12 protein-coding genes are annotated in these 14,571 nt (G+C 74.4%); 5 read left to right on the top strand and 7 right to left on the bottom strand.

Annotated features, from left to right (window positions below):
• Positions 1-35: 35 nt before the first annotated feature.
• Together OG559_RS21125 and OG559_RS21120 are read right to left on the bottom strand one after the other, a co-directional pair.
• A complete protein-coding gene (locus OG559_RS21125) occupies positions 36-2,267 on the bottom strand; it encodes a M48 family metalloprotease (RefSeq protein ID WP_405106215.1) in 2,232 nt (743 codons plus the stop codon).
• 316 nt (positions 2,268-2,583) lie between these two features.
• Positions 2,584-2,889 carry a hypothetical protein gene (locus OG559_RS21120; protein WP_405116849.1) on the bottom strand — a complete coding sequence of 102 codons (306 nt, stop codon included), beginning with the start codon at positions 2,887-2,889 and terminating at the stop codon, positions 2,584-2,586.
• A gap of 319 nt (positions 2,890-3,208) precedes the next feature.
• On the opposite strand from OG559_RS21120, the gene OG559_RS21115 reads away from it, so the two are divergent.
• Positions 3,209-4,138, top strand: a complete 930-nt coding sequence (locus OG559_RS21115) for an aminoglycoside phosphotransferase family protein (protein ID WP_405106213.1) — start codon at positions 3,209-3,211, stop codon at positions 4,136-4,138.
• A 102-nt stretch (positions 4,139-4,240) separates the two neighbouring features.
• On the opposite strand, the gene OG559_RS21110 is transcribed toward OG559_RS21115, so the two are convergent.
• On the bottom strand, positions 4,241-4,693 hold the full coding sequence (locus tag OG559_RS21110) for a hypothetical protein (RefSeq protein WP_405106211.1): 453 nt from the start codon (positions 4,691-4,693) through the stop codon (positions 4,241-4,243).
• Positions 4,694-4,779: 86 nt separating this feature from the next.
• The gene (locus OG559_RS21105) at positions 4,780-5,688 is read right to left on the bottom strand and encodes a LysR family transcriptional regulator (protein ID WP_405106209.1); all 909 of its coding nucleotides are present in this window, start codon (positions 5,686-5,688) and stop codon (positions 4,780-4,782) included.
• A gap of 193 nt (positions 5,689-5,881) precedes the next feature.
• Here OG559_RS21105 and OG559_RS21100 point away from each other — a divergent pair, with 193 nt between their 5' ends.
• A complete protein-coding gene (locus OG559_RS21100) occupies positions 5,882-6,841 on the top strand; it encodes an FAD-dependent oxidoreductase (protein WP_405106207.1) in 960 nt (319 codons plus the stop codon).
• A 21-nt stretch (positions 6,842-6,862) separates the two neighbouring features.
• Here OG559_RS21100 and OG559_RS21095 read toward each other — a convergent pair whose 3' ends face one another.
• The 3 genes from OG559_RS21095 to OG559_RS21085 form a co-directional block, all read right to left on the bottom strand.
• Positions 6,863-7,702: a hypothetical protein gene (locus OG559_RS21095; RefSeq protein ID WP_405106205.1), complete on the bottom strand. Its 840-nt coding sequence runs from the start codon at positions 7,700-7,702 to the stop codon at positions 6,863-6,865.
• A gap of 2 nt (positions 7,703-7,704) precedes the next feature.
• Positions 7,705-10,350: an FtsK/SpoIIIE domain-containing protein gene (locus tag OG559_RS21090; RefSeq protein WP_405106203.1), complete on the bottom strand. Its 2,646-nt coding sequence runs from the start codon at positions 10,348-10,350 to the stop codon at positions 7,705-7,707.
• Between the two features lie 104 nt (positions 10,351-10,454).
• The gene (locus tag OG559_RS21085; protein WP_405106201.1) at positions 10,455-11,255 is read right to left on the bottom strand and encodes an SGNH/GDSL hydrolase family protein; all 801 of its coding nucleotides are present in this window, start codon (positions 11,253-11,255) and stop codon (positions 10,455-10,457) included.
• 199 nt (positions 11,256-11,454) lie between these two features.
• Here OG559_RS21085 and OG559_RS21080 point away from each other — a divergent pair, with 199 nt between their 5' ends.
• The 3 genes from OG559_RS21080 to OG559_RS21070 all read left to right on the top strand — a co-directional run bounded on the left by OG559_RS21080 (position 11,455) and on the right by OG559_RS21070 (position 14,058).
• On the top strand, positions 11,455-12,999 hold the full coding sequence (locus OG559_RS21080) for a M1 family metallopeptidase (RefSeq protein ID WP_405106199.1): 1,545 nt from the start codon (positions 11,455-11,457) through the stop codon (positions 12,997-12,999).
• Positions 13,000-13,188: 189 nt separating this feature from the next.
• Complete coding sequence (locus OG559_RS21075; protein WP_405116846.1) at positions 13,189-13,269, top strand: DUF664 domain-containing protein; 81 nt, start codon at positions 13,189-13,191, stop codon at positions 13,267-13,269.
• A gap of 30 nt (positions 13,270-13,299) precedes the next feature.
• Positions 13,300-14,058 carry a TOPRIM nucleotidyl transferase/hydrolase domain-containing protein gene (locus OG559_RS21070; RefSeq protein WP_405106197.1) on the top strand — a complete coding sequence of 253 codons (759 nt, stop codon included), beginning with the start codon at positions 13,300-13,302 and terminating at the stop codon, positions 14,056-14,058.
• Positions 14,059-14,571: the final 513 nt, after the last annotated feature.

Raw genomic sequence — 14,571 nt, 5'->3', positions numbered from 1 at the left:
GCGAACGGGCCGTTCCCGTCATCGGCGGTCCACCCTCACTCGCCTGGCTGGAACGTCAGCCTGCCGTCCACCACCGACAGGACGCCGGTGACACCGAACGTGTCGTCCTCGGTGAACGGGCTGGTTCCGTAGAAGCCCTGGGTGGTGCCGGTGGCCAGGGCCGTCCCCTGCGCCTCGTACGGCGTCGAGACCTGGGCCGTGGTGGGGCCGGTCAGGGTCAGCTCCACCTTCGGGTACTCGGTGATCTTCCAGGCGATCTTCTTGACCGTCTCCCCGGTGTAGTAGCGGAACGGGCAGTTCTCCGGCGCGGCCATCTGCTGCGCGGCGCAGGCGTCCAGGTACTTTCGTACCTCCTGATCGGCCGTCGACCGGGCGGTCGGCGTCAGGGTCGGTGTCAGCCGCACGTCGCCGACGTTGCCCTGTCCGGGTACGGCCAGGACGACCTGCGGCGGGGTCTCGGCGAGCAGGTTGGACTGCCCGCCCACCTTGTAGGCGCCGGGCAGCACGGGGATGCTCCTCCCCTCCGGCCCGACCGGCACCGGCACCCCGTTGATCGTCAGGCCCGCCTGCCCGGCCGGCAGGTCGAGCCATGGGGAACTCTCGCTGATCGCCCAGCCGTGGAAGAACCCCAGGGTGGCGGACTCCTCCCGCTCCAGGTGCAGCTTCGCGGTCGTCTTCCGGCCGGCGAGGGTGAAGTCGACCGTGGCGACCGCCTCGTCGCCGTCCCGCTCGATCGACGTCACGTCGACGTCCTCGGGCGGCTGGTAGTCCTTCGCCTCGACCAGCGCGGCGAGCATCTCCAGGTCGCCGCCGGACGGCCGTACGTTGGGGGCCAGCGACTCCAGGGCCGCGCGGGCGTCGTGGTCGGCCAGCCCCGAGAAGTACCCGTCGACGACCGTCGCCGGCCGGAAGAACGCCCACTGCGCCGCCCCGAGCAGGGTGCCACCGAGGCCGCAGGCCAGCGCCAGCAGGCCGGCCACCAGCACGGCCCGCGGGGATGCGATCGCCCCCGGCCGCCCGAACAGGTCCTCGGCGGTGACCGGGGCGACGTCCCCGGCGGGCCGCTCGGCACCGTCGGCCGCGTCGGCAGGCGGTGCGAGCCGCTCCAGCCGGTCCAGCCGCAGCTCGGACGCGGGGTGGGTGGCGCAGACAGCCTCGTCCCAGCCGCTGCGCCCGCTCTCGAAGGACTTGCGCCGCTCCAGCATGTCCCGCATGCCCCGGGCGTGGCCGGCGAGCACGGCACCGGCGTCGGCGCGGTACTCGGCGGCCCGGACGTCCCGGGAGTGCGGGGGCAGAACCACGTACTTCATGGTGAGCAGCACGGGCCAGAAGAAGACGAACACCACGAGGTTGGTGGCCGGGTGCGGGAAGGTCCGCATCAGCCACGCCGGCACCGCGTGCACCAGCACCAGCGGCAGCGCCACCCCCCGGACGAACGCGCCGGTCACCTCGTCGCCGGTGTGCCAGTGCACCAGCTCGTGGCTGAGCAGCGCCGCGATGTCCTCGTCGGACTCGTCGAGCAGACTGCTGGTGACCACCACGTGCCGGGCGTACGCGCGGGCGTTGGTCAGCACCGGGTCGTCCTCGATGAGCAGCCTGGGCACGTTGGGCAGGCCGAGGGCGCTCGCGCAGTCGTACAGGATGGGTCGGAGCCGTGCGGCCTCGCGGCGGCTGAGCTGACGCGCCCCCGAGACGGTCAGCAGCCAGGGTTCCCACAGCACCCGGTAGAGGGTGTAGAGCACGCCGACCAGCGCGGCGGCCGCCACCATCCCGGCCAGGCCGGTGAACAGGTTCGCCGGCTCGTCGAACGCGTCGCGCCACGGCAGCACCAGCACCACGAGGAAGCCGGCCAGGAAGCCGATCGCGAAGCCGGCGAAACCGCCGAGCACCCCGCCGGACCGGTTGAGGAAGGCGTCGAGCAGGGCACCCACCAGGGGCGCGTCGCGCAGCACCGGCGGCACGGCGTCGGCGAACCCACTGCCGCCGGCGATCAGGCCGTAGACGGCGAGGCCGACTCCGCCCCACACCGCGAGGAGCAGGGCGACGGGTACGTAGAACCAGGTGGCCAGGAACGCGCCCAGCACGCCGCGCCAGTCGCGCAGGATGCCGGTGCGCAGCCAGACCAGGGCGTTGGGGTAGCCGAGGGGACGGTTGGCGAAGCTCCTGCCGAGCCGGGACCCGTCGCCCGGCTCGGTGGCCGGCTCGGGGTCGGTGGGTGTCTCCACGGTGGCGGGCCTGACCTGCCGGTCAGTTTCCGGGTCGCGCACGGCGGCTCCTCGACTCGGCCGCCACCGGGGCGGGTGGCGAGCGGGGACGGTTCACGGGCACGGCGTATCGGACGGGCGGCTCGGCCGACCGTCGGAGGAATTGCGCAGGTGCGGAGAATAGCGTCGTCCCGCTGATGGAATCGACGTCGGCACGTTACCTGTCCTGAATGGATCTCGCTACCAATATTCCTACAGCGCTTCGTGACAGACGTAAGGTTGACAAAGCGCGACCACGGCAGTTCCGCGAAAGTGGGGCTGCCTCGCCATTCGCCAAGGCGAACACCGATGCCGCCCGATCATGAAGAAGCGCGGGGAACTATGAACCCGCGAGCGGTGCCGACCTTCGAGGGGCCGGCTGTCGCGACCGTCGCGCTCGGCGGTCGGCCGGGGTCGGGGCCAGCGCGGAGGGGGCCAGCACCCGGAGCCCGGCCTTCTGGACGAAGATCGACCGTCGCGCCACCGCGTCGCCCCTGTCGTCGAGCTGGTAGCCGTCGAGCCAGATCCAGGCGTCGTAGGTGATCCAGTCCGCGTGCACGCGGATCAATCGGAAGAAGATCGGCTGTACGAACTGAGGACTCGCCGCCCGGGCCACGACGTACCGCCACCTGATCCACCACCGCACCAGCTTGTGCCGACAGGCCAGGGTCACCGCCGTGGCGAGCAGATCCTCCTGGTAGGACACCCTTCGTGGTTCACGGTCACGATCCCAGTAGGACAGACCAAGTCACACACGCGTCTACCCTGTACCCGGCGGTCACCGCCGCGTCATGGTCAGTCACACAACGTCCGTGATTGACGGTGGCTGCCTTCGTTTCCGCACCAACCTCGACCCGTAGCTCAGCCAAGCACATCCCGGCTTGAGCAGCCACGGGGTGTGCTCGGACGGCGAGTTGTCGCTCAGCTCCCACACCCTTTCTCCCCTGTCAGACAAGGACGTCTCGATGAGCAGCACACCGCATCTCGGTCCCGTTCCCCAGCGCATTGCCGTCGACGCGGAACAGGTGCGTCGGCTTGTCGCCGACCAGTTCCCTCAATGGGCCGGCCTCCCCGTTCAGCCCGTAGCCGTCGGTGGCTGGGACAACTGGACCTTCCACCTCGGCTCCCGAGCGTTGGTGCGGCTGCCCAGCGCATCGGAGTACGCCCTGGCGGTCGACAAGGAACACCGGTGGCTTCCGGCGCTCGCCCCCCGACTCCCGCTGCCCATCCCCATCCCACTGGCGAAAGGTGAACCCGGCGCAGGCTACCCCTACCCATGGTCGATCTACCCATGGCTCGACGGCGAGACGGCGAGTGCCGACCGCATCGCCGACCCCGTCCGGTTCGCGCTCGACCTGGCCGAGTTCCTGACGGCCCTGCAAAGCGTCGATACCACCGACGGGCCCCGCCCCGGACAGCACAACTGGTACCGGGGCGGCACGCTGCGCACCTACGACGGCGAAGCCCGGCGCGCGCTCACGGCACTCGACGGTCACGTCGACGTCGACCTGGCTCGTGAGGTCTGGCAGAGCGCACTGGACGCACGCTGGGACGGCGTGGAGCGCTGGTTCCACGGTGACGTCGCGCAGGGAAATCTCCTGCTCAACGACGGGGAGCTGGCAGCCGTCATCGACTTCGGGACATGCGGCGTCGGCGATCCGGCCTGCGACCTGGCAATCGCGTGGACACTGCTGACCGCCGAAGGCCGGCAGGCGTTCCGGGAGCGGCTGTCCGTCGACGAGGCGACATGGGCGCGCGGGCGCGGCTGGGCCCTCTGGAAGACGCTCGTCACCTGTGCCCGGACCTTGCGCAATGCCGACGAGCCGGCCGACGGCGCACTACGCGTCATCGGCGAGATCTTCTCGGAGTACGAACTCGCGCAGCGCCGCCTGTAGGTCCTCGACGATCTCCTGCGCGATGGCCTCGGGCGGCAGGAGCGCGTCGGCGTCCTTCAGCCAGGTGAGGTCGAGTTCGACAGGCCGGGCGGCACCGCAGGCTCAGCCGGGGTGGACCTGCGTGAGCACGGCCCGCAGCTCCGCCTCCGGCACCCGCTCCGGGTCGGCCAGCACGTCGACCGCCACGCCCGGCTCGACCAGCCGGAACGCTTCGCCGTCGCCGATCAGGCCGGTGACGTCGCCGTCGACGAACTCGGTCGGCCGCCACGACGCGGCGTCCCGCTCGTGGTAGCCGGCGAGGAAGTCGCGCAGCTCGTCGAGGGTGCCCAGCCCGCCGCCGCGCAGGACGTGCACCCGCAGGTCGACCCGGTAGCCCTCCTCGACCTGCCGCTCCCACACCCGGGTACGGAAGCGCACGTCCTCCCACTCGCTGGCGAAGTCGGACACCTCCGCGCCGATCCCCGCCGGCACGTACCCGATGACGAACCCGTCCAACTCGCCGCTCACCGGCACCTCCCCGTCGCCCGACCCGGCCCGCCGCCGATTCTTGGACACCTATCGTCCACAGCAGACGACGATTGTCCAAGGTCCGCGAATGCCGAAAGAGAAAGCGGCGAGTCGCGGCCCTGGCCCTGGGGCGGTCAGTCGTCGTCGAGTAGGGCGAGGAGGTGGTGGACGGCCGGGTTCGTGGTGTCGCGGGGCCAGGCCAGGCGCACGTCCACGGTGGGCGTCGGGGCGGTGAACCGGCGCAGCCGTACGCCCGGCACCTTGAGCGCCCGGGCGCGACCGGCCGGCACCGCCGCGACCACGTCTCCCCCGGCCACCGCGCGGAGCAGTTGCTCGTCGTCCGGCTCCTGCCGGACGAGGCGGAAGCCGCCCTGCGGCCACACCTGGGCGATGGTCCGGTCGAACATGCCGGGGCCGTTCTCGCGCGGCCACATCACCGCAGGCAGGTCGACCGCCTCGGCCCGGCTGATCCGGCGGCGGCCGGCGGCCAGCGGATGCCCGGCCGGCAGGGCGAGCAGCAGCTCCTCGGTGTCGACGAGCCGGCACCTCAGGCCCGGCTCCTCGACCGGTGTGCGGACGAACGCCACGTCGAGCCGGCCGGCGAGCAGGCCGGCGACGTTGGGGGCGGTCCAGGCGGTCTCGGCGACCACCTCCACGTCGGGGTGGGCGGCCCGGAACCGGGTCACCAGGGCGTCCACCCGGCCGCCCCGGGCCGAGCGGGTGTACGCCAGCCGGAGCCGGCCGTCCCGGCCCCGCACCAGGTCGCGGATGCGGGCGGTGCCGGCGTCGACCTCGGCGAGCAGCCGACCCGCCTCGGCGGCGACCCGCTGCCCCACCTCGGTCAGCGTGCAGCCCCGGCTGGTGCGGTGCACGAGCGGGACGCCGAGCTGGCGTTCCAGGGCCCGGATCTGCTGGCTGAGCGCCGGCTGGGCGATGTGCAGGCGGGCGGCGGCCCGGGTGAAGTGCAGTTCCTCGGCGAGCACCGCGAAGTACCGCAGCCGGCGCAGATCCCACCAGGGATCCCGGGTTGCGGAGTCGGGCATGGCAGCCATTATAAGCGCCGCTTATCGCCAACTGTGGTTTCCGTCTTGGACGGCGCACCGCCCGCCCGGGCACGATCCGAAGTCACGGCGTGACAGAACGCAACGCGACGACCGCAGCGCGACGACCGTGGACGACAGGCAGCGGACGACAGCCACGGCACCGACAGCCGTGGACGACCGGAGGGAGCGGGCGATGACGGAGAAGACGACGGACGTGGTGGTGGTCGGTGGCGGGGTGATCGGGCTGACGGCCGCCGTGGCGCTTCAGGAGCGGGGCGCGCGGGTGACGGTGTGGGCCGCGGACGATCCGGCCGACATCGTGTCGACGGTGGCTGCGGCGGTCTGGTACCCGAGCCACACCGACGAGGACCCCCGGGTGCTGCGCTGGGCCCGGGAGACCCACGCGGAACTGGGCCGCCAGGCGGCCGGCGGGGTGCCGGGGGTGGTGGCCCGGGCGACCCGGATGCTGCTGCGCCGCCCCGACGCGGGCCCGCCGTGGTGGGCGGATGCGACCGGGGACCTGACGGCCGAGCCGGCCGCCGCGCCGTACACGACGCTGCTGCGGTTCACCGCGCCCACGGTGGAGATGACGCCGTACCTGGCGTGGCTGACCGAGCGGGTCGAGGCGGGCGGGGGGCGGGTGCTGCGCCGCCGGGTGCAGCGGCTGGACGAGGCCTTCGAGGCGGCCCCCACCGTGGTGAACGCGACCGGGCTGGCGGCCGGCTGGCTCGCCGCCGACCCGGCGGTGCATCCGGTGCGCGGGCACGTGGTGCTGGTGGCGAACCCGGGCCTGACCACCTCGTTCCGCGACGAGGACGATCCGGCCGGGATCACCTACGTACACCCGCGCCGGCACGACGTGGTGCTCGGCGGCACGTTCCAGCCGGGGGTGTGGGACACCCGGCCGGACCCGGAAACGGCGGCGGCGATCCGGCGCCGCTGCGTGGCGCTGGTGCCGGAGCTGGCCGACGCGCCGGTGCTCGATGAGCGGATCGGGCTCCGCCCGGCCCGGCACGGCGGCCCCCGGGTGGAGGTGCAGCCGGCCGGACCGGGCGGCGGCCGGCTCGTGCACGCGTACGGGCACGGCGGCGCGGGGGTCACCCTCTCCTGGGGCTGCGCCGCCGAGGTCGCCCGGCTCGCCCTGGACGGCTGACCCGCCCGGTGGCCGGCGCGGTCAGCGCACGAGGCGGAACAGCAGCAGGTAGCCGCAGTAGGCGAGGGGCACGAGCAGCACGCAGGTGACGAAGCCGAGCGGGACGAACCGGGGCGGCTGCTCCGAGCCCAGCGCCGGCCGCCCCCACCGGCCCAGCACCAGATATCCGGCGACGAAGGAGAGCACCGGCAGCCCGGCGCAGGTGGCGGCGTAGAGGGCACCGAGGCCCACCACCGCCAGGTCGGCGGCCACCACCATGATCAACATCAGCACCACCCCGGCCGCCGCGCAGCCGGCGTACACGGCCAGGGCCCGGGCCAGCGGCGACCAGGTCGGCAGCAGCGGCGGTTGCCGGGCGACGGCCTCGGTGACCTGGACCAGCCGGTCGGTCTCGTCGGCGAGCCGCCGGGCCTCGGCCAGCTCCGCCGCCGGGTCGGCAACCCCGGCGCGGGGCGCGGGCACCCCGGCCGCCGCCGGCAGCGCCACCACCGCCCCGCCCGGGGCACCCGGTGGGTACGCCCCGACGCCCGGCCGCCCCGGCGCGGCGGCTGCGCCGCCGTCGGCCACCGCCCCCGCCCCGGAGGTCCCGCCGGACGACGTCGCCCCGGGGGTGCTGCTTGCAGGGGCGGTCGTCCCGGAGTGGTCTCCCCCGGCGGCTGGTGGCGGGTCGGCGGGCAGGCCGATGGCGTGGCCGAGCTGGCCGAGGCGGTGGGACTGGACGGCGAGGCGCCGGGTGAGCTGGTCGAGCGTGGTGTGCAGGGCGCGGCGGCGGCCGGCCTCGGCGGCGGCGTCCTGGTCGGTCTCGCGGCGCTGGTCGGCGAGTTGCCGGGCCAGGGCGGCGTACTCGGAGAAGGTGGACACCGTCAGCTCTCCTCGTCCCGCTCGTGCCCGGCCCACGCGAACGGCACGATCAGTCGGGTGCGCTGGTCGTGCCGGTCCACCAGGAGAGCCCGGTCGGCGCGCGGGGTGTGGGCGAGGTCGTGCTCGCCCAGGTACAGCCCCAGCTCCGCACCCGGGACGTTCAGCGCGACGAGGCAGGCGGCGTCGTCGCGGTGGTGCGACCCGCCGAGGTCGTCGGCGAGCCGGCGCAACCCGCGCCACCAGCCGAGCAGGTGCACCCCGCGGGCCGGGCCCTCGCGCAGCAGGGCGCGCAGGTCGTCGTGGCCGGAGCGGAAGGTGACCGGGTCGGTGCCGGCGAGGGTGGCCGAAGCCGCGTCCGCGCCGAACAGCACCAGGTAGGTCCGGCCGACGGCCGAGGCGGCAGCAGGCGGGGCTGTGGCGGGCGGGATGGCGGCAGGCGAGGTGGTGGCAGGCGGGGCTGTGGCGGGCGAACCGGCGGCAGGCGGGGTGGCGGCGGGTGGGGTGGCGGCGGGTGGGGTGGCGGCGAGGGCCGCGAGCCGGTCCCGCAGGGCGGCCTGGTCGAGCCGCTCGACCGGGTGGCCGGCGGCGGCGAGCGCGGCGGCGGTGTCGTCGGCCGCCGGGCTCGCGGCGGCGACCAGCGGGGCGAGCAGGAACCGGGCCTCGCCGGGCGCGTGCTGCCGGGCGAGGCTCAGGGCGGCGGCCCGCAGCACGTCCGCGCCGGCGGTCGAGGTGCCGACCACGGCGAGGTGCCGGCCCGGGGTGGAGTCCAGGGTGAACGACGCGGTGCTGCCGGCCACGTCGACCGTGCGGCCGACCAGGGCGACCGGGGGCCCGACACCGGGGCGCAGCCCGGCGAAGGTGGGATCGTCCTCCAGCCGCGCTGGCTCGTACCCCCGGAAGACGGCCGGGGGGCCGTCGCCGGCCGGCCGGTCCCGCCACAGCTCGTGGCGCAGCCGGGCCAGGTCGGCGCGGGCGGCGTACGCGTCGGGGAAGCGGACCACGGTGTCGGCGCCGGCCGCCCCGGCGGCGGTGTTCAACACGGCCGCGCCGATCGGCAGCGCGTTGGCGGCGCTGTTGAGCGGGTCGAGCGCCCCCGCGCCGCCAGGCAGCGCCACCCGCAGCGGGAACTGCCCGAAGATCGCCTCGGCGCGCCCGTACAGCGACTCGATGCCGGTGGTGGCCTGGCTGGCCAGCACCAGGTGCACCCCGTACGAGCGACCCTTGCGGGCCAACTCCTCCAGCAGGTCGACGGCCTCCCGCGCCACGGCGTCGGTGCCGGCGAGCAGCACCTGGAACTCGTCGACGACCGCCACGATCCGGGGCACCGCCGCGTCGCCGGGCAGGTCGGCGAGCTTGGTGACCCCGTGCCGCTTCAGCACCGCCGCCCGCCGGTTCAGTTCCCGGCGCAGCTCGCGCAGCACGGCGAGGCCGTACTCCCGGTCGGATTCGATGCCGACGGCGCGGGCGTGCGGCAGCCAGGACGGATCCCGCTCGGTGGGGACGAACTCGGTGAAGCTGACGCCCTCCTTGAAGTCGAGCAGCCAGAGCTGGAGCTGCGCCGGGGAGTAGCGGGCGGCCAGCCCGTAGAGGACGTCGAGCAGGAAGACGGTCTTGCCGGCGCCGGTGCGCCCGGCGACCAGCCAGTGCGGGGTGGCGTCGTCGAAGGCGACGGTGACCGGCTGCCGCCCGGCCCGGCCGACCACGGTGGACAGCCCGGCGGCGCTCGACCCGGCCCAACGTCGGGCGGGCAGCAGGTCGGCGAAGGTGGGCGGCGCGTCGCGTCGCACGGCCGGGCCGAGGTGCCCGGCGAGGGCGGCCACGGTGGCCGGCGGCAGGTCGCCGTCGAGCACGACGGGGGCGGCCAGCCCGGAGCCGTCGCCGCTGAACGGATACCCGGGCGGGTCGCCGACGTGGGCGTACCGCTGCATGAGCCGCAGCGCGGTGGCCGCGCCCAGCGGCGGCGGGTCGGCCGCGCCGGCCTGCGGGTGACCCGCGAGCAGCACGCAGACCGCGGCGGACGGGCCGGCGTGGGTGAGCGCGGCGAGCCTGGCCAGCTCCGGGGGCGAGGGCGCGGCGGCGGCGACCAGGACCAGCAGCTCCCGGGCGGCCGGGGCGGCGTGCTGCGCCGCCCGGGCGTGCCGCTCGGCCTCGTCGAGCAGCGCGGCGACCTCGGCGGCGGTGGTGGCGGGCGGGGCGAGCACCCCGGCGTCGAGCAGCGGGCGCAGCGGCAGGAAGGTGGCCCCGAAGGCCACCGTGTCGATCCCGGCGACCCGGACCGTGCCGGCCGGGGCGGTGGCGAGCAGCCGCAGCACCAGCGCGCGCAGCAGCTCGCCGACGCGGGGATCGCGGGCGTCGGCGTCGACGGTGAGGTGGCAGCCACCGCCGAGCGGGACGAGCACCGGGAAGCCACCGTCCAGGGTGGCCGCCTCGCCGACCCGGACTCCGGCGGGTGCCTCGGTCAGCGGGGTCGCGCCGGGGGTGGGAGCGGCGAGCCGCCCGCCGAGGCGGGCCAGCCGGGCGGCGACCTCGGCGGCGCCGGTCACGGCCGCCGGTGGCGCGCCGAGGGCCAGCCGGGCCCGTTCCAACCGGTCGCGGGCCTGCCGGTGGGCGGTGACCGCCTGGCCGTACGCCGCCGCGAGCCTGCCCACCCTTGTGCCCCCCACGCGATGGCCGTCCGGTCCAGCGAACCCTAACGGACGCGTGGCGGCGACGGACAGCCCCGCAGCCAGGACGGCCGCGGGGCTGGCCCGGGTCAGCCGGTGACGGCGGTCAACGCCGGCAGGAAGCCGTGGCGGTAGCCGTCGGCGTTCGGGTGGTACGCCTCGATGACGCCGCTGACGTCGCGGATCCACGGGGCGGCGGCGCAGACGCCGTGCCCGGCGAAGTACGGGCGGGTGTCGGCGAAGGTGGCCCTGGCCGCGGCGGCCCGGCTGGCGGTGACCGAGGCGAGCAGGTCGGCGGCCTCGTTGAGGATGGTGCGCTTGTAGGTGCTCATCGCGAGCAGCCCGCACGAGCCCGTCTCGAACAGTCGCGGGTAGCCGAGCACGATCAGCCGGGCGTTCGGGGCCCGGTTGCGGATCGCGGCGTAGGTGCGGTCGAGCCGGCCGGGCAGCTCGCCGGTGGCGAAGGCCTTCGCCTCGTTCACCGCGTTCGTGCAGCTGCTGGTGCTGCCGAACCGGCAGCTGGTGATGACGTCGGCGAAGCCGGCGTCGTTGCCGCCGATGGTGATGGTGACCAGGGTGGTGCCGGTGCTCAGCGCGCTCACCTGACTGTCGATGACGTCGGCGGTGACCGCGCCGCCGCAGGCCGGGAACTTGAAGCTCGTCACCTGGTGGGCGGCGGCCCAGAGCGGGGCGTACGACTTCTCGCTGCGCAGGCAGGTGGACAGGTCGTACGGGCCGGCGCCGACGCCGGAGGAGTACGAGTCGCCGAGGGCCACGTAGTTGACGGCTGCGGCAGCCTGGGCGGCACCGGGGACGGCCACCGCCCCGGCGGCGGCGGTGAGGACGGCGACCAGCGCGGTGAGGGCGCGGGCCAGCGGGCGTTGGGGCATGGAGAACCTCCACGGGACAGGGGTGGTGGATCCTCGGAACCGCGCGCGTGGCCAAGGCTGGCGGTTGTTACTGGACGGTAATGCTATCGAAACATCTAGATGGAAGGAATAGGTCGGGGAACTCGCCTGCGGGACACACATGTTCACAACCGTCGATTAGTTTGATTGTGCGTACACCCCGACGGAGGGAGTCCACCTCGTGCGACGCGTTCTCGCGGCGGCCATCGCCGCCCTGACCGTCACCACCGCCGGCACAGCCATGACCGGCGCCCCCGGCCAGGCCGCAGCCCGATCGGGCTGGGGCCGGCCGGCCCTCGCCCCCGCCGCGCCGAGCCCCGGCAGCCCCGGCCTGGGCGACAGCTACTTCCCCGACTACGGCAACGGTGGCTACGACGTAGACCACTACGACATCCGGCTGCGCTACGAGCCGGCCACCGACCAACTCAGCGGCACCACCACGATCTTGGCCCGGGCCACCCAGGACCTGTCCCGGTTCAACCTGGACTTCGTGCTCGGCGTCGAGTCGGTGCGGGTCAACGGCTGGTCGGCCACCTTCGCCCGGGAGGGCGTCCACGAGTTGGCGATCACCGCGCCCCGGCCGATCGTCAAGGGCCAGTCCCTGACCATCGTGGTGAAGTACGCCGGGGTGCCGTCGACGACCCGGGTCAACGGCTACAGCGGCTGGACCCGCACGTCTGACGGTGGGCTCGCCGTGAACGAGCCCGAGTCGGCCTGGTGGTGGTACCCGAGCAACGACCACCCCCTCGACAAGGCGAACTGGGACGTGTCGGTGTCGGTGCCGGCCGGCGTCGAGGTCATCAGCAACGGCGTGCAGCCGCGCCCGCCGCTGGCCGAGGCGGGCAACCGGATGCGGTGGAGCTGGCGCAGCACCAGCCCCGGCGCGGCGTACGAGTCGTTCCTGGCCGTCGGGCAGTACGACATCGTCACCGACACCGCCCCCAACGGGCAGCCGGTGGTCAACGCGTACAGCACCACGCTGGGCCCGCTCGCACCCGCGGCGCGGGCCAGCATCGAGCGGACCGCCGAGATCGTCGACTGGGAGAGCACGATCTTCGGGCCGTACCCGTTCGAGGCGCAGGGCGGCGTGGCCGGGCCGGTCGACGGAATCGGCTTCGCCCTGGAGACGCAGACCCGCCCGGTGTACGGGCCGGGCTTCTGGCGGCGCGGGTCCAACACCTACGTGGTCGTCCACGAGAACGCCCACCAGTGGTTCGGCGCCTCGGTCTCGGTGGCGGACTGGCGGCACATCTGGCTCAACGAGGGCTTCGCCTCGTACGCCGAGTGGCTCTGGTCGGAGGAGCAGGGCGAGGGCACGGCGCAGGAGCTGTTCGACTTCACCTACGCCACCTACCCGGCCGACGACGACTTCTGGCAGGTCCGGCCGGGTGACCCGGGCGCGGACAACGTCTTCGACGGCGCGGTCTACGACCGGGGCGCGATGGCCCTGCACCAGATCCGGCTGGCCGTCGGCGACGACGCGTTCTTCCGGATCCTGCCCGCGTGGACCGCCGCCCACCGACACTCCACCGGCACCGTCGAGCAGTTCCAGGCGCTCGCCGAGCAGGTTTCCGGCCAGGACCTGGACGCGGTGTTCGCCACCTGGCTGTTCACCAGGGGCCGCCCGGAGCTGTCCGGTGGGGCCGCCGCCCGCAGCGCCGCAGCGCCGGCCGAGCCGAAGTCGTGGGCCACGCTCCGCGAGTCCCACCGCCTGCTCGCCCACTGACCCAGCACCCCGGGCACGGGCACCGGCACCGATCGGGGCTCCACGGTGGCGGCATTGCGGCATCGCACGACAGGGATGCCGCGATGCCGCCGCACCGTACTGCCCGAGAACCGCCGGTCCGGCGAATCGGGCGGCCGACCATGAGCGCGGGTGCCGTTAATCGCTTGTCGGCCCTCGCGCGCAGCGCCGATGATGATTCATGAGTACGCCCGCCACACGGGTCACGCGGACCTGTTGCGCGAGCGGGTCGGCGGACGCACAGGCCAGTAGCCCAGCCAGCCAGATGACCGGGGAACCGCCATGGATGTCGCCAGTCGCCGTGAGCTTGCCCGCAGGGCGCTCGATGGCTACGTGAGTGGCCCCGCCGCCCCGGTCCAGGCGACGGCCCGCGCCCTGGCGAAGGTCCACAACGCCGTGGCCGTGGTGCTCGTCGAGGGCATCAGCGACCAGATCGCCCTGGAAACGGCCGCCGTGGGCCGCAGCCGGGATCTCGATGCGGAGCAAGTCGTGATCGTGCCGATCGGCGGGGCGCACGCGATCGGCCGCTTCCTGACGAGGCTGGGCCCGCTGGGTGCCCGGGTGCGGCTTGCCGGCCTGTGCGACCTGCACGAGGAGGAGATCTTCCGGCGCGGACTGGACGCGGCCCATGCCGGTCCACCCCGCACGCGCACCGACATGGAGCACCTCGGGTTCTACGTCTGCGTCGACGATCTGGAGGACGAGCTGATCCGCGCCGTGGGCAGCGCCGGGGTCGAAGCACTCTTCGACTCGCAGGGCGACCTCGGGTCGTTCCGCTCGTTGCAGAGCCAGCCCGCCTGGCGCGGCAGGGAGCCCGAAGCGCAGATGCGGCGGTTCCTGAGCAGCGGCTCGCGCCGCAAGCTGCGCTACGCGCGGCTGCTCGTCGAGGCGGCGGTTGGCCGGGATGCCCTGCCTCGCCCGCTCGACGCGCTGCTCACCGCCGTTCGCCCCCTCGACGGTCAGGCCCTCGACCAACGGCCCGAAAGGCAGCCCACCGTGCAGCCCACTCATGCCGGGACCGCCGGCCGGGACCGCACCTGATCTGCCACGGCATCTGCGGATTCGGCTCAAAACGCGGCCCGTGACCGTAGCGGTTTCCGGTGGCCGGCGGACGACCGTCGATTCGGCGAGCCCGCCTGTGCCAGGCACGCCCGCTGCCGGGCACAGGCGCTGCCGGGCACAGGCGTTGCCGGGCACAGGCGTTGCCGGGCACAGGCGTTGCCGGGCGCAGGCCGGCCTGGAGCCGACGCGCCGGGCTCAACCGGCAGGTCGTCGATGACCGACCACTACAGGATCGGCGGGACAGGCCCGAGACGGACGACCCGACGCGGAGCCCTTTGGAGCTGCCCCGTCCACGCTACCGGTGGGCGGGACGGTCGCCAGGAGACCCCACCACGGCGGGACCGCCGGCACGAGACCCCACCACGGCGGGACGGCCATCCCTGCGCCAGCCCTGTCCCGGGCCGGATGCCGATCTGCGGTCTGCCGGCCCGCAGGCCGCATCAGACCGCCACGGCGGCCCTGGGCGCACAAACGGGGCAGCTCCATAGGCAC

This window comes from Micromonospora sp. NBC_01405 (assembly GCF_045040155.1).
Classification (GTDB): Bacteria; Actinomycetota; Actinomycetes; order Mycobacteriales; family Micromonosporaceae; genus Micromonospora.
Note: the sequence above shows the minus strand (reverse complement) of the source record. Positions and strands in the feature narration are given on the sequence as shown.